This window comes from Azorhizobium caulinodans ORS 571 (assembly GCF_000010525.1).
Taxonomy (GTDB): domain Bacteria; phylum Pseudomonadota; class Alphaproteobacteria; order Rhizobiales; family Xanthobacteraceae; genus Azorhizobium; species Azorhizobium caulinodans.
In genome coordinates this window covers 2313244-2335973 of record NC_009937.1, presented here as the reverse complement: position 1 = coordinate 2335973, position 22730 = coordinate 2313244, and the positions used below count along the sequence as shown (strand labels likewise).

The 22730-nt window shown below is 67.1% G+C and carries 18 protein-coding genes and 1 riboswitch; of the genes, 10 read left to right on the top strand and 8 right to left on the bottom strand.

All coding sequences use genetic code 11. From position 1 onward, the window contains the following. The first annotated feature begins 113 nt into the window (after positions 1-113). Positions 114-1439, top strand: coding sequence for an NAD(P)/FAD-dependent oxidoreductase (locus tag AZC_RS10490; protein ID WP_012170551.1), 1326 nt, complete (start codon positions 114-116; stop codon positions 1437-1439). A gap of 16 nt (positions 1440-1455) precedes the next feature. Here the strand turns inward: AZC_RS10490 and AZC_RS10485 are convergent, their stop codons facing one another. The 4 genes from AZC_RS10485 to AZC_RS10470 form a co-directional block, all read right to left on the bottom strand. Continuing rightward, positions 1456-2712, bottom strand: a complete 1257-nt coding sequence (locus tag AZC_RS10485) for an NAD(P)/FAD-dependent oxidoreductase (RefSeq protein ID WP_012170550.1) — start codon at positions 2710-2712, stop codon at positions 1456-1458. Between the two features lie 9 nt (positions 2713-2721). Beyond that, a complete protein-coding gene (locus AZC_RS10480; protein WP_012170549.1) occupies positions 2722-3069 on the bottom strand; it encodes a RidA family protein in 348 nt (115 codons plus the stop codon). A 29-nt stretch (positions 3070-3098) separates the two neighbouring features. Continuing rightward, positions 3099-4319 (bottom strand): MFS transporter, encoded by a 1221-nt coding sequence (locus tag AZC_RS10475; protein WP_012170548.1) that lies wholly within the window; start codon positions 4317-4319, stop codon positions 3099-3101. Positions 4320-4399: 80 nt separating this feature from the next. Beyond that, a complete protein-coding gene (locus AZC_RS10470) occupies positions 4400-5893 on the bottom strand; it encodes an amidase (protein WP_012170547.1) in 1494 nt (497 codons plus the stop codon). Between the two features lie 191 nt (positions 5894-6084). Between AZC_RS10470 and AZC_RS10465 the strand changes: the two genes are divergently transcribed. Then, on the top strand, positions 6085-6738 hold the full coding sequence (locus tag AZC_RS10465) for a helix-turn-helix domain-containing protein (protein WP_012170546.1): 654 nt from the start codon (positions 6085-6087) through the stop codon (positions 6736-6738). Between the two features lie 23 nt (positions 6739-6761). Here AZC_RS10465 and AZC_RS10460 read toward each other — a convergent pair whose 3' ends face one another. After that, a complete protein-coding gene (locus AZC_RS10460; protein WP_043879197.1) occupies positions 6762-7826 on the bottom strand; it encodes a threonine aldolase family protein in 1065 nt (354 codons plus the stop codon). A 54-nt stretch (positions 7827-7880) separates the two neighbouring features. After that, positions 7881-7988, bottom strand: a riboswitch (SAM-I-IV-variant riboswitch). Between the two features lie 584 nt (positions 7989-8572). Here AZC_RS10460 and AZC_RS10455 point away from each other — a divergent pair. The 7 genes from AZC_RS10455 (at position 8573) to AZC_RS10425 (ending at position 16380) form a co-directional block, all read left to right on the top strand. Next, positions 8573-9508 carry an N-carbamoyl-D-amino-acid hydrolase gene (locus AZC_RS10455; protein ID WP_012170544.1) on the top strand — a complete coding sequence of 312 codons (936 nt, stop codon included), beginning with the start codon at positions 8573-8575 and terminating at the stop codon, positions 9506-9508. 41 nt (positions 9509-9549) lie between these two features. After that, positions 9550-10722 (top strand): amidohydrolase/deacetylase family metallohydrolase, encoded by a 1173-nt coding sequence (locus AZC_RS10450; RefSeq protein ID WP_012170543.1) that lies wholly within the window; start codon positions 9550-9552, stop codon positions 10720-10722. 177 nt (positions 10723-10899) lie between these two features. Continuing rightward, positions 10900-12501, top strand: a complete 1602-nt coding sequence (locus AZC_RS10445; protein WP_012170542.1) for an ABC transporter substrate-binding protein — start codon at positions 10900-10902, stop codon at positions 12499-12501. 15 nt (positions 12502-12516) lie between these two features. Next, positions 12517-13458 carry an ABC transporter permease gene (locus AZC_RS10440; protein WP_012170541.1) on the top strand — a complete coding sequence of 314 codons (942 nt, stop codon included), beginning with the start codon at positions 12517-12519 and terminating at the stop codon, positions 13456-13458. Next, entirely contained in the window at positions 13455-14381 is a 927-nt protein-coding gene (locus AZC_RS10435) for an ABC transporter permease (RefSeq protein ID WP_012170540.1), read from the top strand. Before AZC_RS10440 ends, AZC_RS10435 begins: the two co-directional genes overlap by 4 nt. A 2-nt stretch (positions 14382-14383) precedes the next feature. Then, positions 14384-15373 (top strand): ABC transporter ATP-binding protein, encoded by a 990-nt coding sequence (locus tag AZC_RS10430; RefSeq protein ID WP_043880216.1) that lies wholly within the window; start codon positions 14384-14386, stop codon positions 15371-15373. Next, the gene (locus AZC_RS10425) at positions 15370-16380 is read left to right on the top strand and encodes an ABC transporter ATP-binding protein (RefSeq protein ID WP_012170538.1); all 1011 of its coding nucleotides are present in this window, start codon (positions 15370-15372) and stop codon (positions 16378-16380) included. Before AZC_RS10430 ends, AZC_RS10425 begins: the two co-directional genes overlap by 4 nt. Positions 16381-16431: 51 nt before the next feature. Here the strand turns inward: AZC_RS10425 and AZC_RS10420 are convergent, their stop codons facing one another. Continuing rightward, positions 16432-17370, bottom strand: a complete 939-nt coding sequence (locus tag AZC_RS10420; RefSeq protein ID WP_043879196.1) for an ornithine cyclodeaminase family protein — start codon at positions 17368-17370, stop codon at positions 16432-16434. Positions 17371-17674: 304 nt separating this feature from the next. Between AZC_RS10420 and AZC_RS10415 the strand changes: the two genes are divergently transcribed. Continuing rightward, positions 17675-18475, top strand: coding sequence for an aldolase (locus AZC_RS10415; protein WP_012170536.1), 801 nt, complete (start codon positions 17675-17677; stop codon positions 18473-18475). Positions 18476-18494: 19 nt separating this feature from the next. On the opposite strand, the gene AZC_RS10410 is transcribed toward AZC_RS10415, so the two are convergent. Then, positions 18495-20264 (bottom strand): chloride channel protein, encoded by a 1770-nt coding sequence (locus AZC_RS10410; protein WP_012170535.1) that lies wholly within the window; start codon positions 20262-20264, stop codon positions 18495-18497. 4 nt (positions 20265-20268) lie between these two features. Continuing rightward, on the bottom strand, positions 20269-22506 hold the full coding sequence (gene parC, locus AZC_RS10405) for a DNA topoisomerase IV subunit A (RefSeq protein ID WP_012170534.1): 2238 nt from the start codon (positions 22504-22506) through the stop codon (positions 20269-20271). Positions 22507-22730 lie beyond the last annotated feature (224 nt).

Sequence of the window (22730 nt, the reverse complement as noted above, 5' to 3'; positions counted from 1 at the left end):
CGGCACGCGTCCGGCCCCGCAGAAGGAAATGCTGCGTGCGGGCCGTTTGCGGTGCCGGCCCGCTGGTGCCGCCCGCTAACATCGGCAGGACGATTCACGGAACGGTCCGCCGCATGCCCATTCAGCTTCTCTCGATCGAAACCAGCCCCGAACTGCCGACAGAGGCCGATGTGGTCGTCATCGGGGGCGGAGTGGTGGGCGTGTTCAGCGCCTATTATCTCGCCCGGCGCGGGGTGAAGGTGGCGCTGGTGGAGAAAGGCCGGATCGCCGCCGAACAGTCCAGCCGGAACTGGGGCTGGTGCCGCCAGCAGAACCGCGACGCCCGTGAACTGCCACTGGCCACCAAAAGCCTTGATCTGTGGGAGCGCCTTGCGGCCGAGACCGGCGAGGATGCCGGCTTCCGCCGCTGCGGCCTGCTCTATCTCTCCGACGATGAGGCGGAGATCGCTGGCTGGGCGAAATGGGGCGAATTCGCCCGCAGCGTCGGCGTGACCACCCACATGCTGGATGCCCGCGAAGCGACGGCACGGGGCGCGGCGAGCGGCCGGTCATGGAAGGGCGGCGTCTTTTCGCCGACCGACGGCACGGCCGATCCCGGACGGGCCGTGCCCATCGCCGCCCGCGGCATCCTGGCGGCGGGCGGCAGCGTTCATCAGATGTGCGCGGCGCGCGGGCTGGAGACGCAGGGCGGCCGCGTCAGCGCCGTGGTGACGGAGAAGGGCACCATCCGCACCAGGACGGTCGTGCTGGCGGGCGGAGCGTGGGCCTCATCCTTCTGCCGGCAGTATGGCATCCGCTTTCCGCAGGCTTCGATCCGGGCCTCGATCCTCTCCGTCGGCCCCGGCCCCGAAGAGCTGCCGGCCGCACTTCACACCAAGGCCGTCTCGGTGACCCGGCGGAGCGACGGCAGGTATACGCTCGCCATCAGTGGCGGCGCCCGGCTGGACCCGACGCCGCAGCAGTTCCGCTACTGGCGGGAATTCCTGCCGATGTTCGCCAAGCGCTGGCGCAGCCTCGCGCCGGGCGGGCTCGAAGGCTGGCGCTCGGGCCACGAGACGCTGGCCCGCTGGCGTCTCGATGCGCCGACGCCCATGGAAGCCTGCCGCATCCTCGATCCGGTGCCGAACGCGCGCCAGCTCAGCGAAACCCACGCCCGCGCCGTTCACCTGCTGCCGGCCCTGCGCAACCGGCCGGTGACCGCCCAATGGGCGAGCTATATCGACAGCACGCCGGACGGCGTCCCGGCCATTGGTGAGGTGGACAGCCTGCCCGGCTTCATCCTCGCCGCGGGCTTCAGCGGGCACGGATTTGGCATCGGCACCGGCGCCGGGCACCTGATCGCCGATCTCGTCACCGGGACCGCTCCCATCGTCGACCCCAGACCCTATAGCCCGGCCCGCTTCAGCAAGGGGGCCTGGGGCAAGGTGGCCGAGTTCTGAGGGCAGCCCGCCGGCATCAGGCCGCCGCGCGGGCGCCGGTCCAGCGGCTCGGGCTGAACGGTGCCGGATCGGCGCAGGTGGCCTCGCCGGACATCATCTGCGCCAGCAACTGGCCGCTCACGGGCCCGAGAGTGAAGCCCTGGTGGCCGTGCCCGAAATTCAGCCACAGCCCCTTCTGGCCGGGAGCGGCCCCGATCACCGGCAGCATGTCCGGCATGCAGGGGCGCACGCCCGTCCAAGGCTCGTCCTCCATGCCCTGTCCGAAGTCCATGAGCCCGCGCGCCGCCGTCTCGGCGCGGCCGAGCTGCACGGGCGTCAGCGGCGCGTCCGGCGCCGTCAGCTCTGCGCCCGTGGTGATGCGCAGGCCCTTGGCCATGGGGGCCATGACATAGCCGTTGTCCGTATCCATCAGCGGCAGGTCGAGGGCCGCGCCCTCATAGTGCCGGTGGTAGCCGCGCTTGCGGACCATGGGGAACGTGAGGCCGTAGCGTGCGAGCAGCGCGGGCGACCAGGGCCCCAGCGCTAGCACCACATGCTCCGCCTCCAGCGGACCGTCGGCCGTATCGACCCGCCAGCCCTGCGCGGTGCGGGCAAGCGTCTCCGCCGAACCCACGCGGCAGGCGCCGCCATTCGGGCTGAACAGCTTGGCATACGCGCTGACGAGGGCACCGGGATCGCGCACGCTCCACGGCGCCAGCCAATGGATCGCGCCGGCGCCCGTCTGCCGGAGCGCCGGTTCGGCAGACGCCAGTTGCGCTGGCGTCATGGCCGCGAACGTCACCCCGTATTCCGCGCGCAGGCGCTCGGCCGTTGCGACCGCGTCGGCGAAGGCGGCCGGGTTGCGGTAGAAGGTGCGATAGCCCTGCCGGCGGACCAGCGCGTCGGCCTCGGCGCCGATTTCTCCGATGAAGCCCTGATGGGAGGCGGTCGCCTGCGCGATGAGGGCGGCCCAGCCGGCTGCAATGCGCCGGTGGCGTCCGCCTTCCGAATTCCACCAGTACCGCAGGAGGGGACCGACGTGCTGGGGCAGCGAGCCCCAATGGAAATGCACGTCGTTGGTCCGGCCCGTCGCGATGTCGAACAGCGACCGCAGATCGCGCGGCATGGCGAAGGGCTCGACCGCCTCGCTCTGGATGATGCCCGCATTGCCGTAGCTCGTCTCGAGCCCCGGCGCGCGGCGGTCCACCAGAACCACATCCCAGTTGCGGCGGCGCAGATGCAGGGCGGTGGACACGCCCACCATGCCGCCGCCCAGAACGATGACGGTCTTCATATCCAGTCCTCAGGCCGGGAGCTTGGCGATGACGGTGATTTCCAGCTTCGCCGGAACGACCAGATCCGCAATGACCGTAGTGCGCACCGGCAGAGGATCGGAGAAGTGCTTGGCATAAGCAACGTTGAAGGCACCGAAGTCGGACTTGTCGGTGAGATAGACGGTGGCCGAGACGACATCCGCCAGCGTCAGGCCCTTGGTGGCCAGCGTACGGGAAATGCGTGCCAGAACCAGATCGGTCTGCGCCGCGATTCCCTCTGGGATCGTCCCGTCATCGGCGAACGGCACCTCGCCCGACAGATAGAGCATGTCGCCGACTTCGCGGCAGGGGGAGAACGGCAGAGCGGGCTTGGACATGGATCACCTCTGACAAGGAAGAGAAGGGCTCAGGCCGCCTGCGCGGCCGCTTCCGGCGCGGGCGTGCGGATGGTGGCCGCGACCACGACCGACATGGCGGTCATCACCAGCAGGAAGTTGAAGGCGGCGTCATAGACACCAAAGCTCGCCACCAGCACGCCCATCACATAGGGCGCGACCGAACCGGCGCCCTGCCCGCCCACATTGACGATGCCGATGCCGGTGCCGATCTGGTCGTCCGCCAGCACTTTCGTGGGCAGGGCGATGACCGTCGCCAGCACGAAGGATTTGAAGAAATAGACGAGCGACTGGAAGAAGATGACGCCAGCCACCGTCTCCGCCTTGTACATGGCATAGAGAAAGATGCCGGTCAGGGTCGCGCTGGCCATGAGCAGATACTTCTCCCGCTGGGCGAAGAAGCGCGTCATCACCCAGCCGCCCATGGCGGTGGAGATGGTGGCCATGAGGAACGGCACGGGGGTGAGAAGGCCCACCGCCTTGAGGTCAAGGCCGCGCTGCTGGAGCAGGTAGGTCGGCATCCAGGAATCGAGGCCCTTGTTCACGCACGAGAGCCCGAACCACACCACGAGCAGTTGCCACATGAGCGGGTTCTTCATGAGGTCGCGCACCGGAGTGCGGGCCTTTCCGTTCACGGACGCCGCGCGCGGCGCCGGGCGGCGGTAGGGCACGGCCAGGAAATAGGCCACCGCGAAGACCACGCCGGCGATGCCGACGATCTCGAAGGCGTGGCGCCAGCCGAAGGAGATGATGAGCGGCGCCATGATGAGCGGCGCCACCATGCTGCCGAGATAATTGGAGGAGGTGAGCAGGGCGGTAAACTTCGGCCGGTTGGGCTTCGCCACCAGTTCCGACACGCCCTTGATGCTGGCCGCCGGGAAGCCACCTTCCGCAAGACCGAAGATGAAGCGGATCGCCAGCAGCGACACCAGCGACCAGGCCTGGCTGGTGAGGATGGTGAAGACGGACCACGCCGCGATCGTGACGATCACCACGTATTTCGACCCGAACCGGTCGGCCAGCCAGCCGCCGGGAATCTGCATGATGGCATAGCCCAGGAAGAAGATGCTCAGCACGGCGCCGAGTTCGTCGGGCTTGAGACTGAACTCCTTGCCCACATGGGTCAGCGCCAGCGACATGGCCGCCCGGTCGATATAGGAGATGCAGAATGCCAGATAGAGAAGCGCGAAGCCGACGATGGCGGCCTTATTGCCGGCAATCTTTTTCAACATGGAAGCCTCGGAAGGTTTGTTATGGCTCTTGAGCGCGCCTTTGCGGCGTCTGCTTGATGGGAGTCAGGTCCGCGCCCGGATCATTCCCAGGTCATGAAGCCTGGGGTCTCGCGCAGCGGACGGGCCGCCTTAAGGCCGGCGAGGTCCGGCACCGGGCGGCAAAGCGCGGCGTCGCTCGCGCAGACCGTCTCAAGCGCCTTCGCGACGCCGAGCACCAGTGCATCGCCCCCGCGGGGCCCGACGATCTGGAGGCCGAACGGCATGCCCGCCTCGTCCACGCCCAGCGGCAGGCTGATGGCCGGATGGCCGGCGAGCGTCACCGCATAGGCCAGCGCCAGCCAGTGGAAATAGGAGCGGGTCGGCACGCCGTCGATCTCGGCCGGATGAGGTTCCGACCACGGGCGCGGGCTCAGCGTGATGGTCGGGGAAATGAGCACGTCGTGGGTGGCGAAGAAGCTCTGATAGGAGCGATAGATCCGCGTCTGGGTGGCGGCGGCGCGGGCATAATCGGAGAGGCTGTAGGAGAGCCCCTCCTTCACGTTCGCCGTCACGTTCGGCCCCAGCATGTGGGGCTTCTCGGCATGGATCTTCTCGAACATGGAGAGGAACATGGAGGCCCGCAGCACCGCGAAGGCGTCGTCCGCGCCCGTACAGTCGGGCCCTGCCTCTTCAGCGGTGGCAAAATGCGGCGCCAAAGCTGCGACCCGCGAACGGAAGACGCGGCGGATCTGCTGCTCCGTCGGCGCGAAGCCGAAATCCTCCGTGAAGGCGAGCCGCAGTTCCTTCAGATTGATCTCCGGGACGGTCCAGCGGCCCGGTCGCGCTCGCACGGGTTCTCCCGGCAGCGTATAGGCCAGCGGATCGCGGCTATCGTCGCTGGCCATGACCGAGAGCATCAGCGCCGTGTCGGAGACGTTGCGGGCCATCGGGCCATCGGTGGACAGGCTCGACCAGCCGTGCAGGCGCCGTTCGCTGGCCACGAGGCCATAAGAAGGGCGCATGCCGACAATGCCGCAAAAGCCCGCCGGATTGCGCAGGCTGCCGCCGGTGTCGGAGCCGGTGGCGAGGGGGGTCATGCCGCAGGCGAGCGCCACCGCCGCGCCGCCGGACGAGCCGGCGCAGGATTTGAGCGGATCGAACGGATTGCCGGTGGCGCCATAGACGGGATTGCGGGTATTGGCCCCGGCCGCCCATTCCGGCGTGTTGGTCTTGCCGACGATGATGGCGCCGGCCGCCCGCAGGCGCGCCACGCTGCCCGCATCCGCCGCCGGAACGTGCTCGGCGAACAGCGGACTGCCGTAAGTGGTGCGCATCCCGCCCACGTCCTGCGTGTCCTTAACCGCCAGAGGGAGGCCGTGGAGCGGACCCAGCGCATCGCCGCGCATCACCGCCGCCTCGGCCTCGACCGCCGCCTTGCGCGCGCCCTCCACGTCCAGCGTGACCATGGCGTTGACGGCGGGATTGACCGCTTCGATGCGGTCGAGACAGGCCTCCAGAACCTCCACCGGCGAGAGGCGCTTGTGCGCGATGGCGTCGCGCAGTTCGAGGGCGGTCAGGTCGCAGAGTTCGGTCATCGCGGCGGTCCGATGGTGATTTTTCGTATCGTACGAATTTTTTCTAAATCGGCAAATCATGCGCCGCTTAATCTGCGTGCAGATGATGATGAAATCTTCAGCCTACCGCATATTGCGCGTGCGAGGACCGCCCACCTAAATAGGGACGGAAGCTGCGGCACAACTCGCGGACGCGGAATGAAGGAGGACCTATGACCGGGCGACAGAACGGGGCGGACACGGTCTCGACCCAGCTCGGCGAGTGCCTCAAGGCGGCGCGGCAGGCGCGCAAGCTCACGCTGAAGCAGGTGGCGGAGCGGACGGGGCTCTCCCTTTCGACCCTCTCAAAGGTCGAGAACCACCAGATGTCGCTCACCTATGACAAGCTGTTGCAACTGACCAACGGGCTCGGCATCGCCATCGCTGAGCTGTTTCACTCGGCGGCAGACAGGGCCCCGACCGCGCCCCAGATGGTGACCGCGCGCCGCAGCATCAGCCGCGCGAAGGACGGCGACGTCATCGACACGCGCACCTATTCCTATGCCTATAAATGCACCGACCTCATGTCGAAGGCGATGGTGCCCATCACCGGAGAACTGCGCGCCCGCACGCTGGCGGAATTCGGCCCGCTCATCCGCCATCCGGGCGAGGAATATGTCTATGTGACCGCCGGCCGGGTGGAGGTGCACACGGAATATTATGCGCCCGAGATCCTGGAGACCGGCGACAGCCTCTATATCGACAGCTCCATGGGCCACGCTTATCTCAACGCGGGCGAGGATCCGGCCCGCATCGTCTGTGTTTGCACGGCGGAATCGCCGGACCTCTATCAGCAGTTGCGGCAGATGGCGCTGCGGGAGGCCTGAGCCACCCGCCCGCCCACAATCTCTCAGGCCGCGATCGCGCGGATGTCGGCCGCCAGTTGATCGACCCGCGCGAGATCAGCGTCCCAGGCGAACATGAAGCGCGCGCCACCGCCGATGAAGGTGTAGAAGCGCCACCCATTCTCCCGCAGCCCCTGAAGAACCGCCTCCGGCGCGCGCAGGAAGACGGCATTGGCCTCCACCGGGAACATGGGCTCGATGCCGGACACATCCGCGATGGCGGCGGCAAGGCGCCGGGCGCAGGCATTGCCGTGCGCGGCATTGCGCAGCCACGCCCCGCTCTCCAGAACACCCACCCAGGGGGCGGAGAGGAAGCGCATCTTGGAGGCGAGCTGGCCCGCCTGCTTGCAGCGATAGTCGAAATCGAGGGCCAGCGCGCGATCGAAGAACAGGATCGCCTCGCCCACCGCCATGCCGTTCTTGGTGCCACCGAAGCACAGCACGTCGACCCCCACCTTCCAGGTCATCTCCGCCGGCGAGCAGCCGAGCGCCGCACACGCATTGGCAAACCGCGCGCCGTCCATGTGCAGACGCAGGCCAAGGTCGCGGCAGGTGGCGGAAAGGGCCGCGATCTCATCCAGCGTATAGACTTGGCCGGTCTCGGTGGGCTGGGTGATGGTGACGGCGCGGGGCTTTGGATAATGGATGTCCGAGCGGCCCGTGGCGAGCGCAAGCACCGCATCCGGCGTCAGCTTGCCTCCGTCGGTGGTCGCCACCAGCAGCTTGGAACCGTTGGAGAAGAATTCGGGCGCGCCGCATTCGTCCGTCTCCACATGGGCCGAGGCCGCGCAGATGACACTGTGATACGACTGACAGAGCGAGGCCAGCGCCAGCGAATTGGCCGCTGTGCCATTGAAGGCGAAGAAGACCTCGCAATTGGTCTGGAACAGGGCCCGGAAGGCATCGGATGCGCGATGGGTCCAGTCATCGTCGCCATAGGCGACGGCGGACCCCTCATTGGCCTCGGCCATGGCCGCCCACGCCTCCGGACAGATGCCGGCATAATTGTCGCTGGCGAATTGCTGGGGCTGGCTTTGCTGCTGCTCTAGGCTCTGGCGGTCCTGGCTCACGGCGGGTCTTCCTCTCTGATCCTGGCCTGTCACCAAGACGGAACGACGCGCGTGGCTTTTCCCGTTTGTTGCCGGTCAGGCCACATCCCTCCTGTGACGGAGGCACCACCTTGCCCGGGAGCAGGTTGGTGCCGGGCGCCGGCCCGACTCTTGATGCAGATTTTGCGGTAGCATGACGCAACCATGCGCGCAAGCAACGTCGTCCTGGCTGCCACCCCAGCGCCATCAGCATCGTGGGGCGTCGGCGGACGCGAAGGTGACGTGAAGGTCACGCGGACAGATGGCCCTTCTCCGCGGGCAAGCACCCCCTCTGCCAGACGTTGAGCACGCACCCAGGATTTGGAAACAGCGACCGTCCTTCTGACATCGGGCGCCATTGGCCGGCTCGAAACGGTCTCGGCGCGTGTCGGCTCGCGCGAACAAGTGCATCGCACAAGTATTCACGCAGGTGCACACGGATAATTCCGCAACTGCACAGAGCTGCGCGACAATTAGACTTGGCATCATCGGATCAGTCGTTGTTGACCCGATGTTTTGCCCATATATTGTTCAAACGCCCCTTCCTGCGGCACCCCCGGCATCCCCGCATGAGAGGAACAGTGCTTGCGCTTCAAGTGGCATACCAGCGGCACACAGATCCGACCAAGTGGCACGCCTCTTGCGAAGCGTGAGCAGGATGGCTTCCTCGAGAAGCCGAAGACGCGGGGAGTTCCTTTGCACGTCGCTCACTTGCCTAAGGCTGGCCCGTGTCCCGTATCCTGACCGTCGCTGCCGCCCAGTTGGGTCCCATCCAGCGTGCGGATACGCGCGCTTCCGTCGTGCGGCGCCTCTGCGACCTGCTGCGGCAGGCCGCCGGGCATGGCTGCGATCTCGTGGTCTTCCCGGAACTCGCGCTCACCACCTTCTTTCCGCGCTGGTATACGGAAGACCAGACTGAGATCGACGCCTTCTTCGAAACCGCACTTCCTTCGGCCGAGACGGCTCCTCTCTTTGCGCTCGCCGGTGCGCTGAAAGTGGGCTTCTGCCTCGGCTACGCGGAACTGGTGGAGGAAGACGGCCGGCTGCGACGCTTCAACACCTCGGTCATCGTCGACAAGTCGGGCGAGATCGTTCTCAAATATCGAAAGATTCATCTGCCCGGCCATGCCGAGCACGAACCTTGGCGCGCCTTCCAGCATCTGGAGAAGCGCTATTTCGAGGTTGGGAACCTGAATTGGCCGGTCCGCCGCATCATGGGCGGCGTGCTCGGCATGGCCATCTGCAACGACCGGCGCTGGCCCGAGACCTATCGCGTGATGGGCCTCAAGGGCGTTGAGATGGTGCTCATCGGCTACAACACGCCGCGCCACAATCCACCCGCCCCCGACCACGACCGGCTCTCCGAGTTTCACAACCAGCTCTCCATGCAGGCCGGCGCCTACCAGAACGGCACGTGGGTGGTGGGCGCGGCCAAATGCGGCGTGGAGGAAGGCTGCGAGATGATCGGCGCCTCCTCGATCATTGCCCCGTCCGGCCAGATCGTGGCGCAGGCACTGACGCAGGACGATGAACTGGTGCTCGCCCGCTGCGACCTCGACATGTGCGCCTCCTACAAGGAGACCACCTTCAATTTCGCCAAGCACCGGCAGCCGGAGGCCTATCGGCTGATCGTCGAACAGACGGGCGCCATCGCGCCCGAATGAGCGTCCGCTGCCCTTTGAATGTTCCGTCTGGAGACTGGTAGATGGCTTTTGATCTGATCCTGCGCGGTGGTCACGTGATCGACCCCTCGCAGAATATCGACGCGGTGATGGATGTGGCCTTCACCGACGGCAAGGTGGCGAAGGTTGGCAAGAACCTGAAGGCCACGGCCACCACGGACGTGCGCGACGTCTCCGGCTATATCGTCTCGCCGGGCCTCATTGACCTGCATACCCATGTCTATTGGGGCGGTACGTCGCTCGGCATCGATGCGGAAGAGTTCTGCCGCCTCTCCGGCGTCACCACGGCGGTCGATACGGGCAGCGCGGGCCCCGGCAACTTCGCCGGCTTCCGCAAGCATGTGATCGAGCCGAGCCAGGTGCGCATCCTCGCCTATCTGCACGTCTCGCACGCCGGCATCTACGGCTTCTCCCAGCGCGTTATGGTGGGGGAGAGCGAGGAAATGCGCCTCATGAACCCCATCGACGCGGTGAAGGTGGCCGACGCCAACCGCGACGTGATCGTGGGCATCAAGGTGCGCGTCGGCGCCCACGCCTCCGGCACTTCGGGCATCGCGCCCCTCGATATCGCGCTTCAGGTGGCGGAAGAGACCGGGCTGCCGCTCATGGCCCACATCGACCACCCGCCGCCGAGCTATGAGGAGGTGGTGGAGCGCCTGCGCGGTGGTGACGTGCTCACTCACTGCTTCCGCCCCTTCCCCAATTCCCCGGCCACCGCGCAGGGCACGGTGAAGCCGTGCGTGCTGCGCGCCCGCGAGCGCGGCGTCATCTTCGACATCGGCCACGGCAAGGGCTCCTTCGCCTTCAAGACCGCCCGCGCCATGCTGGCCAACGGCTTCCCGCCGGACACTATTTCCTCCGACGTACATGCGCTGTGCATCGAGGGCCCGGCCTTCGATCAGGTCACCACCATGTCGAAGTTCCTGATGCTCGGCATGCCGCTTCAGGAGGTCATCGCCCGCTCCACCGTGAATGCCGCCATGGCGCTGAAGCGGCCGGAGCTCGGCTCGCTGAAGGCCGGCAGCGCGGGCGATGCCACCATCCTGAAGGTGCGCGAGGGTCGGTTCGATTATGTGGACGTGGTGGGCGAGCACCTGATCGGCGACAGGAAGATCGCCTCCGAAGGCGTCGTCCTGGCCGGCAAGTGGTGGCACCCCAAGCGCTCGCAGCGCTTCAAGAAGCAGGTCGCCTCCTGATCGGCGGCCGGCTCGCCGGCCGCCCGCGTGGCACGGGGCTTGCCAGATGAGCCGCAAGGCCGCGGACAGTCCCTGCCGTAGCGCCATCCCGACTTTGTCTCCGCCGGCCGTCACCTTCCAGCGCCGCCGGCGGCATCACCAGAACTACTGAAACAACAGGCAACCGAGGGGAATGACATGGACCGCAGGACATTCTTGAAGGGCGCCGCCGGTGCCGGTTCGCTGGCGATGAGCGGCGGGTTCGCAATGCCCGCGCTCGCCCAGGGCGCCGCCAAGACGCTGCGCTTCGTGCCGCAGGCGAACCTTGCCAATTTCGACCCCATCTGGGGCACGCAATATGTGGTGCGCAACGCCTCCGTGCTGGTGTGGGACACGCTTTACGGCCTTGATGCCAACCAGAAGCCCCAACGCCAGATGGTGGAGAGCGAGGAAGTCTCCGCCGACGGCCTGACCTGGACCTTCAAGCTGCGCCCCGGCCTGAAATTCCATGACGGGGAGAAGGTGCTGGCCAAGGACGTGGTGGCGAGCCTCACCCGCTGGTCCGCGCGCGACCCCATGGGCATCATGCTCAAGAACATCCAGAAGGAACTGGTGGCGGTCGACGACAACACCTTCCGCTGGGTGCTTTCCAAGCCCTATCCGAAGATGCTGCTGGCGCTGGGCAAGACCAACGCCCCCATCGCCTTCATCATGCCGGAGCGGATCGCGCAGACCGATCCCTTCAAGCAGATCACGGAATATGTGGGCTCCGGGCCCACCAAGTTCCTGAAGAACGAATGGGTGCCGGGCGCCAAGGCGGTGTTCGAGCGCTTCGCCGATTATGTGCCGCGCAATGAGCCCGCCTCGTGGATTTCCGGCGGCAAGAAGATGCTGGTGGACCGCATCGAGTGGGTGGTGATGCCCGACCCGGCGACCGCCGCCGCTGCCCTTCAGAACGGCGAGGTGGACTGGTGGGAGCAGCCGCTCTCCGACCTCGTCCCGCTTCTCAAGAAGAACAAGAACCTCAACGTCGACATCGGCGACCCGCTGGGCAATGTCGGCTCGTTCCGCATGAACCACATCCAGCCGCCCTTCGACAATCCGAAGGTGCGCCGCGCCGTGCTCATGGCCTTGAGCCAGGAAGACTACATGCGCGCGGTCGTTGGCGACGATGAGGCGCTGTGGAAGACCCTGCCCGGCTTCTTCACCCCCGGCACGCCCCTCTACACGGAGGAAGGCGGCGAGATCCTGAAGGGCAAGCGCGACCTCGACGCCGCCAAGAAGCTGCTGGCCGAGAGCGGCTACAAGGGCGAGCCGGTGGTGTGCGTGGTGGCGCAGGACCAGCCCATCACCAAGGCGCAGGGCGACGTGACAGTCGATCTTCTGAAGAAGCTCGGCATGAATGTGGACTTCGTCGCCACCGACTGGGGCACGGTCGGCTCCCGCCGCGCGCTCAAGACCCCGCCGACGCAGGGCGGCTGGAGCATGTTCCACACCTGGCATGCGGGCTCGGACTGCGTGAACCCCGCCGCCTATCCCGCCATCCGCGCCAATGGCGACAAGGCGTGGTTCGGCTGGCCGGAAAGCCCGGCGGTGGAAGCCGAGGTGGTGTCGTGGTTCGACGCCAAGGACCTCAATGAGGAGAAGGCCGCCATTGGCCGCCTCAACAAGGCCGCGCTGGAGAACGTGACCTATGCGCCCACCGGCTTCTTCCTCACCTATACGGCGTGGAACAAGAAGGTGACGGGCGTGACCAAGGGCCCGATCCCGACCTTCTGGGGCGTCGCAAAGTCCGCCTGACGGGTAAGGGAACGCATGCTCGGTTACATCCTGCGGCGCACGCTCTCGACCATCCCCGTCATGGCGATGGTCGGGCTGTTCGTGTTCAGCCTGCTCTACATCGCACCCGGCGATCCCGCCGCGGTGATCGCCGGCGACCAGGCGTCGCCGGCGGACATCGCCCGCATCCGCGCCAACCTCGGTCTCGACCGGCCCTTCCTCGTGCAGTTCGGCGAATGGGCGTGGCGCACGCTGCATGCGGACCTCGGAACTTCCATCTTCACCAACCTGCCGGTTACGCAGATGATCGGCCAGCGCATCGAGCCCACGGTCTCGCTGATGCTGGTGACGCTCATCTTCGCCATCATCATCGCCGTCCCCATGGGCGTCGTGGCGGCCTGGAAGGCGGGCACGTGGGTGGACCGGGCGATCATGACCTTCGCGGTGCTCGGGTTCTCGGTGCCCGTCTTCGTCATCGGCTATGTGCTGGCCTACACCTTCGCGCTCCAGCTCGACTGGTTTCCCGTGCAGGGCTATACGCCCATCGCGGAGGGCATCGGGCCGTGGCTCTCCAATCTGGTGCTGCCGGCCATCTCGCTCGGCTGCGTCTACATCGCGCTCATCGCCCGCATCACCCGCGCTTCCATGCTGGAGGTGCTGGCGCAGGATTATGTGCGTACGGCGAAGGCCAAGGGCCTTGGACAGGGCGGCGTGCTTTTCATCCACGCGCTCAAGAATGCAGCGGTGCCCATCGTCACCGTCATCGGCATCGGCATCGCGCTGCTCATCGGCGGCGCGGTGGTGACGGAGAGCGTCTTCGCCATCCCGGGCCTCGGGCGCCTCACGGTGGATGCCATCCTGCGCCGCGATTATCCGGTCATCCAGGGCGTCGTGCTGCTGTTCAGCTTCGTCTACGTCCTCGTGAACCTGATCATCGACATCCTCTACACCTTCCTTGATCCGAGGATCCGCTATTGAGCCTCGCCAATGATCATCCGGGCGCGGCCCCGCCGGAAGGCCTCGCCATCGCCACCGAACTGCCGGACATCCTCAAGGCGCGCAAGCCGCGCACGGGGTTCATCGGCTTCCTGCGCCGCCACCCCACCATCGCCATCGGCGGCGCGCTGCTGCTGGTGCTCATCTTCATCGCCGTCTTCGCGCCCTATCTCGGCACGGTGGACCCGAGCGCGCTCTCCCCGGCCCGCCGCACCCGCGCGCCGTCCGCTCAATACTGGTTCGGCACGGACATGCTGGGGCGCGACATCTATTCGCGCGTGCTCTACGGCACCCGCGTCTCGCTGATCGTCGGCTTTGCGGTGGCCTTCTTCGCCTCGCTCGGGGGGCTCGCCATCGGCCTCATCGCCGGCTATGTGCGCTGGCTGGACAGCCTTGTGATGCGGGTGATGGACAGCCTCATGTCCATTCCGCCCATCCTGCTCGCCGTCTCGCTCATGGCCATCACGCGCGGCAGCGTGGGCAACGTCATCCTTGCCATCACGGTGGCGGAAATCCCGCGCGTGTCGCGCCTCGTGCGCGGCGTGGTGCTGTCGCTCCGCGAGCAGCCCTATGTGGACGGGGCGATCGCGTCTGGCACGCGCACGCCCATGATCATCCTGCGCCACATCCTCCCCAACACGCTGGCGCCCATGACCGTGCAGGCCACCTATATCTGCGGCAGCGCCATGATCGTGGAGGCCATCCTCTCCTTCATCGGCGCCGGCACGCCACCCAACATCCCCTCCTGGGGCAACATCATGGCCGAGGGCCGGGCGCTGTGGCAGGTGAAGCCGTTCATCGTCTTCTTCCCCGCAGCGTTCCTGTCCGTGACCGTGCTCGCCGTGAACCTCATGGGCGACGGCCTGCGCGACATGCTCGACCCACGTCAGGCGAAGGGGGTATGACCATGGCCCTGCTCGAAGTCGAGAACCTCCAGGTCCACTTCCGCACGCCGGGCGGCGTCAATCGCGCGGTCAATGGCGTGTCCTTCCATGTGGAGGAAGGCGAGACGCTGGCCATCGTGGGCGAAAGCGGCTGCGGCAAGTCCGTCACCTCCATGTCCATGCTGCGGCTCATTCCCGAGCCGCCGGGCAAGATCGCGGGCGCGGTGCGCTTCGCCGGCCGCGACCTGCTGAAGCTCTCCGACAAGGAGATGCGGGCCATCCGGGGCAACGAGATCTCCATGATCTTCCAGGAGCCCATGACGAGCCTTAATCCGGTGCTCACCGTGGGCCGCCAGATCGGCGAGACGCTGCGCCTCCATCAGGGTCTTGATGCCACTGCCGCCGAGGCCAAGGCGGTGGAGATGCTGAGCCTCGTGGGCATTCCCGCGCCCGAGCGGCGGGTGAAGGAATATCCCCACCAGCTCTCGGGCGGGATGCGCCAGCGGGTGATGATCGCCATCGCGCTGGCCTGCAATCCGCGCCTGCTGATCGCGGACGAGCCCACGACCGCACTGGACGTGACCATTCAGGCGCAGATCCTCGATCTGATGCGGGATCTCAAGTCCCGCGTCGGCGCGGCCATCGTGCTCATCACGCACGATCTTGGCGTGGTGGCCGAGGTGGCCGAGCGGGTCATGGTCATGTATGCGGGCCGCAAGGTGGAAGAGGCGCCGGTGCGCGAGCTCTTCGCCAATCCGCGCCATCCCTATACGCGCGGCCTTTTGGGCGCCGTGCCGAAGCTCGGTTCCTCGCTTCAGGGCGAGACCTCGCGCCTTGCGGAAATCCCCGGTCAGGTGCCGAGCCTCACCAAGCCCATTCAGGGCTGCGTCTTCGCGGGCCGCTGCGCCATCGCTACGGACGTGTGCCGCACATGGGCGCCGGCTCTGGAATGGAAGGCCCCGCGCCACGCCGCCGCCTGCCACTATGCCCCGAAGGAGGCTGCCGCCGCATGAAGCCCCCTCTTTTGGAGGTGAACGACCTCAAGAAGCATTACCGCATCGCGGGCGGCCTGTTCGGCGGCAAGCCCTCCTTCGTCTATGCGGTGGATGGTGTCTCCTTCACGGTGGATCGTGGCGAGACGCTCTCTCTGGTGGGCGAGAGCGGCTGCGGCAAATCCACGGTGGGGCGCGCGGTGCTGCGCCTGTTCGACATCACGTCCGGCCAGGTGGTGCTGGACGGGCAGCGCATGGACGACGCCTCCAAGGACGCCCTGCGCGCCTTCCGCCGCCGGGTGCAGGTGGTGTTCCAGGACCCCTTCTCCAGCCTCAATCCACGCATGAAGGTGAGGGACATCCTCGCCGAGCCCATCCACAACTTCGGCCTCGCCTCGTCCTCCGCCGATGTGGAGGCGCGGGTGGGCAAGCTGATGGATCTGGTGGGCCTGCCGCGCGAGGCGGTGAAGCGCTTCCCGCACGAATTCTCCGGCGGCCAGCGCCAGCGCATCTGCATCGCCCGCGCGCTCGCCGCTGAACCGGAGCTCATCGTCTGCGACGAGGCCGTCTCGGCCCTCGACGTCTCGGTCAAGGCGCAGATCGTCAATCTCTTGCAGGACATCCAGCGCGAGCTCGGGCTGGCGCTTCTGTTCATCAGCCACGATCTGGCGGTGGTGGAGCACATGACCCACCGCGTGGCGGTGATGTATCTGGGCAAGCTGGTGGAGGTGGCGCCCAAGCGGGAATTGTTCGGGCGCCCGCGCCATCCCTATACGCAGGCCCTGCTCTCCGCCGTGCCGCAGCCCGAGCCCGGCGCCAAGCGGGAACGCATCATCCTGAAAGGCGACGTGCCGAGCCCGGTGAACCCGCCCAAGGGCTGCCGCTTCCACACCCGCTGCCCCTATGCCTTCGAGCGCTGCACGAAGGAAGAGCCGGAACTGCGGCTCGGTGACAACGAGCACTGGGCCGCATGCCACCTGAATGACCGCCCGGATGCCGAAAATCCGCTGACGGCCGCATCGCATTAACGTGACAGGCTGATCCGGCGCGCCGCCGGATCAGCCGTTCATCCAATGGCGTCAGCCTTGGCCAGACACCATCTGCGCCGCCACCAGATCCTCGATGGCTGCGCCCACGGACTTGAACACGGTGATCTCGCTGTCCGAGCTGCGCCCGGCGGCCCGACCGCCGCACAATTCGTAGAGATCCCCCTTCACCCGATCCTTCGCAAACACGCCGGCGGCGATGGGCTGCAACAGGTCACCCGCCTCGGCGAGCGCACCCGCGCGCGTGTCCACATAGACGCTGGCGCCGGCGATCAGGTCATCATCGCTCTCGCGCATGGCGGGGGTGAAGGCGCCCACAAGGTCCACATGGGTACCCGGCCGCACGTTCCGGCCGGCGATCAGCGGCACGGTTGAGGTGGTGGCGCTGGTGATGATGTCCGCCTCGGCGGTCGCTGCCGCAAGATCGGTGACGGGCTCGGCCGGCTGGCCCTGTGCCGTGAGCTTGGCGGCCGCCTTCTCCGCCTTGTCCGGCGACCGGCCCCAGACCAGCACGCGCGAGATGGGCCGCACGGCACAGTGGGCGGCGGCCAGATGTGCGGAAAGGTGCCCTGTGCCTACCACCAGCAGCGTGCGGCTGTCCGGCCGCGAGAGGAAGCCGGAGGCGAGCGCAGAGGCTGCGGCGGTGCGCCGGTTGGTCAATGCGTCACTGTCCATGATGGCCTTCGGCACGCCCGTCGCGCCGTCGAACAGCACATAGAGGCCATTCACCGCCCCGAGGCCGAGGGCCGAGTTGCCGGGAAACACGTTCACCAGCTTCACGCCCAGCACATTGCCGCGCCTCCATGCGGGCATGGTCAGGAGGTGGGCGGGGGCGCCCGGCAGGCCGACCTCATAGCTCTGGCGCACCGGCGTCTCTGTCGCCGCCTCGGCAAAGGCCGCGCGCAGGGCCTCGATCAGCGCCCGATACTCCAGCGCCGCATGGATCTGCGCGGCATCAAATACGCGAAACATGTCCAGCTCCTCACACCTGTCCCGCCGCCGTGGCATGAACGGCATCCCATGGGCAATCCATAACATTTCGGGCGCCGGTGCGCGCGCCCGGCATCAATCTGGGGGCGCGCGGTCCACCATCGGCATCGTGGGATTGTTTCCGGCATCCGCCGCCTTGTAGTCTCTCCAGAGGCCGCATCCGGCCCCGGAATGATTGCGCGATCAGCCCGTGCATGTCGTGGTGCCCGAGCCCTTCGGGCGCCGGTCTTTCAGGAAGCCGACCGCGATCGAGCATCGCTCCGGCTCCGATGCAGGAGAGAAGTCCATGGCCCATGCCTTCAACCGCGAAACCGCTCCGCAAGCCGGAGCGGCGGCGTCCAACCGCCCGGCGCTCGATGGGGAGGAGGTGTGGAACGCCCGCGTGGAGCTCGCCGCCTGTTTCCGCTTCGCCGCCCGTCTCGGCATGCACGAGGGCATCTGCAACCACTTCTCCGCCGTCGTGCCGGGCCATGATGACCTCTTCCTGGTCAATCCCTACGGCTACGCGTTCAGCGAGATCACCGCGTCCCATCTGCTGGTGTGCGATTTCCACGGCAACGTGCTTTCGGGCAGCGGCGTGCCGGAAGCGACTGCCTTCTTCATCCATGCCCGCATGCACCTCAACGTGCCGCGCGCCCGCGTCGCCTTCCACACCCACATGCCCTATGCCACCGCGCTCTCGATGGTGGAGGGCGAGCCGCTTGTCTTCGCCGGCCAGACGGCGTTGAAGTTCTACGGCCGCACGGTGGTGGACCACGATTATAACGGCCTCGCCCTCGACAGCACGGAAGGCGACCGCATCGCTGCCTCCGTCGGGGATGCGGACATCGTCTTCATGAAGCACCATGGCGTCATGGTGCTCGGCCGCACCATCGCGGAGGCGTGGGACGATCTCTATTATCTGGAACGGGCTTGCGAGGTGCAGTGCCTCGCCATGGCCACCGGCCGCCCCGTTCTGCCGGTGAAGACCGAAATTGCCGAAGCTGCCGCCCGGCAGATGCGCGAGGGAGATGCGGAATCCGCCCGCCTGCACCTCGAAAGCATGAAGCGCATCCTCGACCGCGAAGAGCCCGCCTACCGCACCTGAGGGGCGATCGAACTGGTCGTCAGGCGTCGCCGGCCACCCCCCGGCGCGCCTTGTCCAGTTCGTCCGCATAGCGACGCAGCAGGAAGGCCTCGCTGAGCAGGCCGATGATACGCCGGCCCTCGGCATGATCCACGACCACCAGTTCGTCGATCTGGGCACGGTCGAACACGGCGGCGGCCTGCTTCACATTCATGTCCGCCAGCAGGATGTCGTCGCCGTTGCAGGCCAGCACCTCGATCCGCTCCGTCGGGGGATGGGCGTCCGAATGGGCGACCGCCACAGGCACGAGGCCCACATAGCGCCCCTCCCCGTCCTGCAGCGCCACGGTCTTCACCGAGCCCAGAGGGAAGGCGGCACGGAAGGCGGCAAGATCCGCGCCGGCACCGAACACGGAGACGTCGGTGCGCATCATCCGCTCCACAGTGAGCGCCCTGAGCCAGCCCACATCCAGCGCGCTGCGGATGGTTTCCCCCCGCAGATGCAGACGCCAGGTGGAGAAGGAGTAGCCGAAGGTCTCGCGCACCAGCAGCGAGCAGCCGATGGAAGCGGTGAGCACGAGACCCGCGATGTGGAGATCACCTGTGATCTCCAGCGTCAGGAACGTCATGGTGAAGGGGCCGCCGACCACGCCCACCGCCAGCGCGCTCATGCCCACCACGGCGGCGATGACCGGATCGAGCGCGAGCCACGGCACCACGCTCCCGGCAAGGCCCGCGAACAGCTTGCCGAGCAGCGAGCCCATGAAGAGCGAGGAGAAGAACAGTCCCCCGCGAAAACCGGAGCCCAGCGACAGCGATGAGGCGCAGACCTTCAGCAGAAGGATCAGCGCCACGGCGCTGGTGATCCCCGTCCCCACCTGGATGCGCAATGCCCCCTCGCCGCTGGAGAGTACCTGCGGCGAGACATAGGCGAGAGCGCCAACGCCGAGGCCGCCGACCGCGGGCCGCAACCAGAGCGGCAGGCCGCTGCGCGCAAAGCCACGCTCCACCAGCGTCACCAGCCGCATGATGCCGATGGCGACGCCCCCGGCGATCAGCCCAAGCAGCAGGAATGGCAGATAGGCGGAAGGTTCGAGCGGGCCGATCTCGGGCACATAGATGGGCGTCGAGGCCGCCCCGAGCTGCCGGGCGGTGAGATAGGCGATGAGGGCCGAGGTCATCACCGGCGCGGCGGCGGGAATGGCATAGACGCCGATGATGAGCTCGAAGCCGTAGAAAGCCCCCGTCAGCGGCGCCTGGAAGGCCGCCGCAATGCCGCCAGCAGCGCCGCAGCCGACCAGAATGCGCAGGTCCATGCGACGCAGGCGCAGCCACTGGCCGATCACGGACGCAAGGCCCGACCCCGACTGCGTATAGCCCGCCTCCATGCCCACCGACGCGCCGAAGCCGTTCGCCAGCATGGTCTGGAGGGACAGGATGATGCTGTCGGGCAGCGACATGCGTCCGCCATGCAGCGCATTGGCCTCGATGGGATCAACGATGGAATGGGGCCGCCAGCGCTTCAGAGCTAGGATGACGCCGCCCATGATGAGGCCGCCGATCGCCGGCCAGAGCAGCACATGGAGGGGCAGCCGGGGAATGGAGCTGATGCGGGCGGCGCCGAACAGCACGCTGTGCAGCAGTTCCGCCCCCCGGCTGATGAGGGTGACGGACAGGCCGGCGAGAACGCCGATCAGGGCGGCGAGCACCACCAGCGAGGTCTCGCGCCCACGCGCCAGCGTCCGCAGGCGCTGGGCGAAGCCGCGCGTCGAGGCGGCCTCGGTCCCCGTCGCCTCGACGCCCGCGCTCATGGGGTCAGGCGAACTTGTTGTTGCGCGGGAACCCCTTGGGCGGCAGGCGGCCGGAGGAGGCCCGCTCGCCCTGCCAGTCCAGCAGTTCCGTCACCGTCCAGGTGCGGCCGGAGGAATCCTCCCAGGTGAGGCCGTCGGCGCGGTTGAACACCTTGAGGTCCGAGAGGCCGCCTTCCTTGTAGCGCTGGAGGCGGACGCCGCGGCCGCGGGTCATTTCCGGCACCTGCGCGATGGGGAAGAGGAGCAGCTTGCGGTTGTCGCCGATCACGGCAACCGTATCGCCATCTGCCGGCACTGCCAGAACGGCTGCATCGGGCGCGTCCACGCCCAGCACCTGCTTGCCCTTGCGGGTGTTGGCGAGGCAATCGTCCTCCGCCACCACGAAGCCCCGTCCCTCCCTGGAGGCGACAATGAGCTTGCCGCCCGGCCGGTGCGCGAAGACGGATACAATCTCCGCTTCCTGCTCCAGCTCGATCATCAGGCGCACGGGCTCGCCATGGCCGCGCCCGCCGGGGAGCTTGGCCGCATCCAGCGTGAAGAATCGCCCGTTGGAGGAGAGCACCATGATCTTGGAGGTGGTCTCCGCATAGAAGGCGTGGGCGAGCGTGTCATCGCCCTTGAAAGGCACGCCCGTCACGTCGGCCACATGGCCTTTCAGCGCGCGGATCCAGCCCTTGGCGGACATGACGATGGTGATGGGCTCGCGCTCCACCAGCGCCTCGGTGAAGGCGCTCTCGTGCACGTCCGGCGGAACGGCGAAATCGGTGCGGCGACGGCCGATCTCGGTGTCCGGCCCATAGGTCTTGCGGGTCTCGCGGATCTCCTTGCCGATGGCCTTCCACTGGGCGGCCTCGGAAGCGACCAGCTTGTTCAGCTGTTCCTGCTCCTTGGTGAGGGCCGCATGCTCCTTGCGCAGCTCCATCTCCTCGAGGCGCCGCAAGGACCGCAAGCGCATGTTGAGGATGGATTCGGCCTGAAGGTCGGTCAACTCGAAGGTCCGCATCAGCTCGACCTTCGGCTCGTCCTCCTCGCGGATGATGCGGATCACCTCGTCAAGGTTGAGATAGGCGATCAGATAGCCACCCAGCACTTCCAGCCGGTGAGCGATCTGGCTGAGCCGGTTGCGCGAACGGCGCAGCAGCACCTCGCGGCGGTGGTCCAGCCACTCGCGCAGCGCATCGGCCAGCGAGAGCACCTTGGGCACCTGACCGCGCACCAGCACGTTCATGTTCAGGGAGACGCGGGACTCAAGCTCGGTGAGCTTGAACAGGCTCTCCATGAGCACTTCGGCATCCACCGTGCGGGCGCGGGGCTCCAGAACGAGGCGGATGTCCTCTGCGCTCTCGTCGCGCACGTCCGCCAGCAGCGGCAGCTTCTTGTCGGTGAGGAGCTCGGCGATCTTCTCCACGAGGCGCGACTTCGGCACGCCATAGGGGATCTCCGTCACCACAACCACATAGGTGCCGCGCCCGGTCTCTTCCTTGTGCCAGCGGGCGCGCACGCGGAAGGCGCCGCGTCCCGTGGCATAGGCTTCCGCCGTGCCGACCGGGTCTTCCACCAGAATGCCGCCGGTGGGGAAATCGGGGCCGGGCACGAACTGGAGCAGATCAGAAGCCGGCGCGTTCGGGTGCTCCAGCAAATGGAGCGAGGCGTCCAGCAGTTCGGCGGCGTTGTGCGGCGGGATGGACGTCGCCATGCCCACCGCGATGCCCTGCGAGCCGTTGGCCAGCAGGTTCGGGAAGGCGGCGGGCAGCACCACCGGCTCCTCCTCGGAGCCGTCATAGGTCGGCCGGAAGTCCACCGCATCATCGTCGATGCCGTCCAGCAGCAGGCGCGCCGTCTCGGTGAGGCGGGCTTCCGTGTATCGCATGGCGGCGGCGTTATCGCCGTCCACATTGCCGAAATTGCCCTGCCCGTCCACCAGCGGGTAGCGCTGCGCGAAATCCTGCGCGAGACGCACCAAGGCGTCATAGACCGCCTGATCGCCGTGCGGATGGAACTTACCGATGACGTCGCCCACCACGCGGGCGCATTTCTTGAAGCCGGACCCCGGATCGAGCTTGAGCTGCCGCATGGCGTGGAGGATGCGGCGGTGCACCGGCTTCAGCCCGTCCCGCGCATCGGGCAGCGCCCGGTGCATGATGGTCGAGAGGGCATAGGCCAGATAGCGCTCCTCGAGCGCTGCTTTCAGATCGACCGGCTCGACGGAGCCGCCGCCGGGGGGCAAGGTTTTTGTGGCCATGGCTTCCGACTAGCGCGCCCGCCCGCGCGAAACAAGCCGGACACATATCCGCACAGCTTTGTCGTGACGCTGCCTCCGGCCCGTCCCAAGAATGAACGGCCGAGGCCAAGGCGTTCAGCTAGGTGAACGGACATTTATCGCACACACACCCGATTACCACTTCGCGTTAAACAAATTTAACCCGCCCCGCCTCCACCCAACATAATAGCGACATCGTGATCACT

What these genes read in the sequence shown, in the direction of transcription:
- AZC_RS10430 (WP_043880216.1), top strand. Translation starts at nt 14,384, where the DNA reads ATGGCCCTGCTCGAAGTCGAGAACCTCCAGGTCCACTTCCGCACGCCG.
- AZC_RS10475 (WP_012170548.1), bottom strand. Translation starts at nt 4,319, where the DNA reads ATGTTGAAAAAGATTGCCGGCAATAAGGCCGCCATCGTCGGCTTCGCG.
- AZC_RS10450 (WP_012170543.1), top strand. Translation starts at nt 9,550, where the DNA reads ATGGCTTTTGATCTGATCCTGCGCGGTGGTCACGTGATCGACCCCTCG.
- AZC_RS10420 (WP_043879196.1), bottom strand. Translation starts at nt 17,370, where the DNA reads ATGTTTCGCGTATTTGATGCCGCGCAGATCCATGCGGCGCTGGAGTAT.
- AZC_RS10465 (WP_012170546.1), top strand. Translation starts at nt 6,085, where the DNA reads ATGACCGGGCGACAGAACGGGGCGGACACGGTCTCGACCCAGCTCGGC.
- AZC_RS10410 (WP_012170535.1), bottom strand. Translation starts at nt 20,264, where the DNA reads ATGAGCGCGGGCGTCGAGGCGACGGGGACCGAGGCCGCCTCGACGCGC.
- AZC_RS10440 (WP_012170541.1), top strand. Translation starts at nt 12,517, where the DNA reads ATGCTCGGTTACATCCTGCGGCGCACGCTCTCGACCATCCCCGTCATG.
- AZC_RS10490 (WP_012170551.1), top strand. Translation starts at nt 114, where the DNA reads ATGCCCATTCAGCTTCTCTCGATCGAAACCAGCCCCGAACTGCCGACA.
- AZC_RS10470 (WP_012170547.1), bottom strand. Translation starts at nt 5,893, where the DNA reads ATGACCGAACTCTGCGACCTGACCGCCCTCGAACTGCGCGACGCCATC.
- AZC_RS10480 (WP_012170549.1), bottom strand. Translation starts at nt 3,069, where the DNA reads ATGTCCAAGCCCGCTCTGCCGTTCTCCCCCTGCCGCGAAGTCGGCGAC.
- AZC_RS10415 (WP_012170536.1), top strand. Translation starts at nt 17,675, where the DNA reads ATGGCCCATGCCTTCAACCGCGAAACCGCTCCGCAAGCCGGAGCGGCG.
- AZC_RS10425 (WP_012170538.1), top strand. Translation starts at nt 15,370, where the DNA reads ATGAAGCCCCCTCTTTTGGAGGTGAACGACCTCAAGAAGCATTACCGC.
- parC (WP_012170534.1), bottom strand. Translation starts at nt 22,506, where the DNA reads ATGGCCACAAAAACCTTGCCCCCCGGCGGCGGCTCCGTCGAGCCGGTC.
- AZC_RS10445 (WP_012170542.1), top strand. Translation starts at nt 10,900, where the DNA reads ATGGACCGCAGGACATTCTTGAAGGGCGCCGCCGGTGCCGGTTCGCTG.
- AZC_RS10485 (WP_012170550.1), bottom strand. Translation starts at nt 2,712, where the DNA reads ATGAAGACCGTCATCGTTCTGGGCGGCGGCATGGTGGGCGTGTCCACC.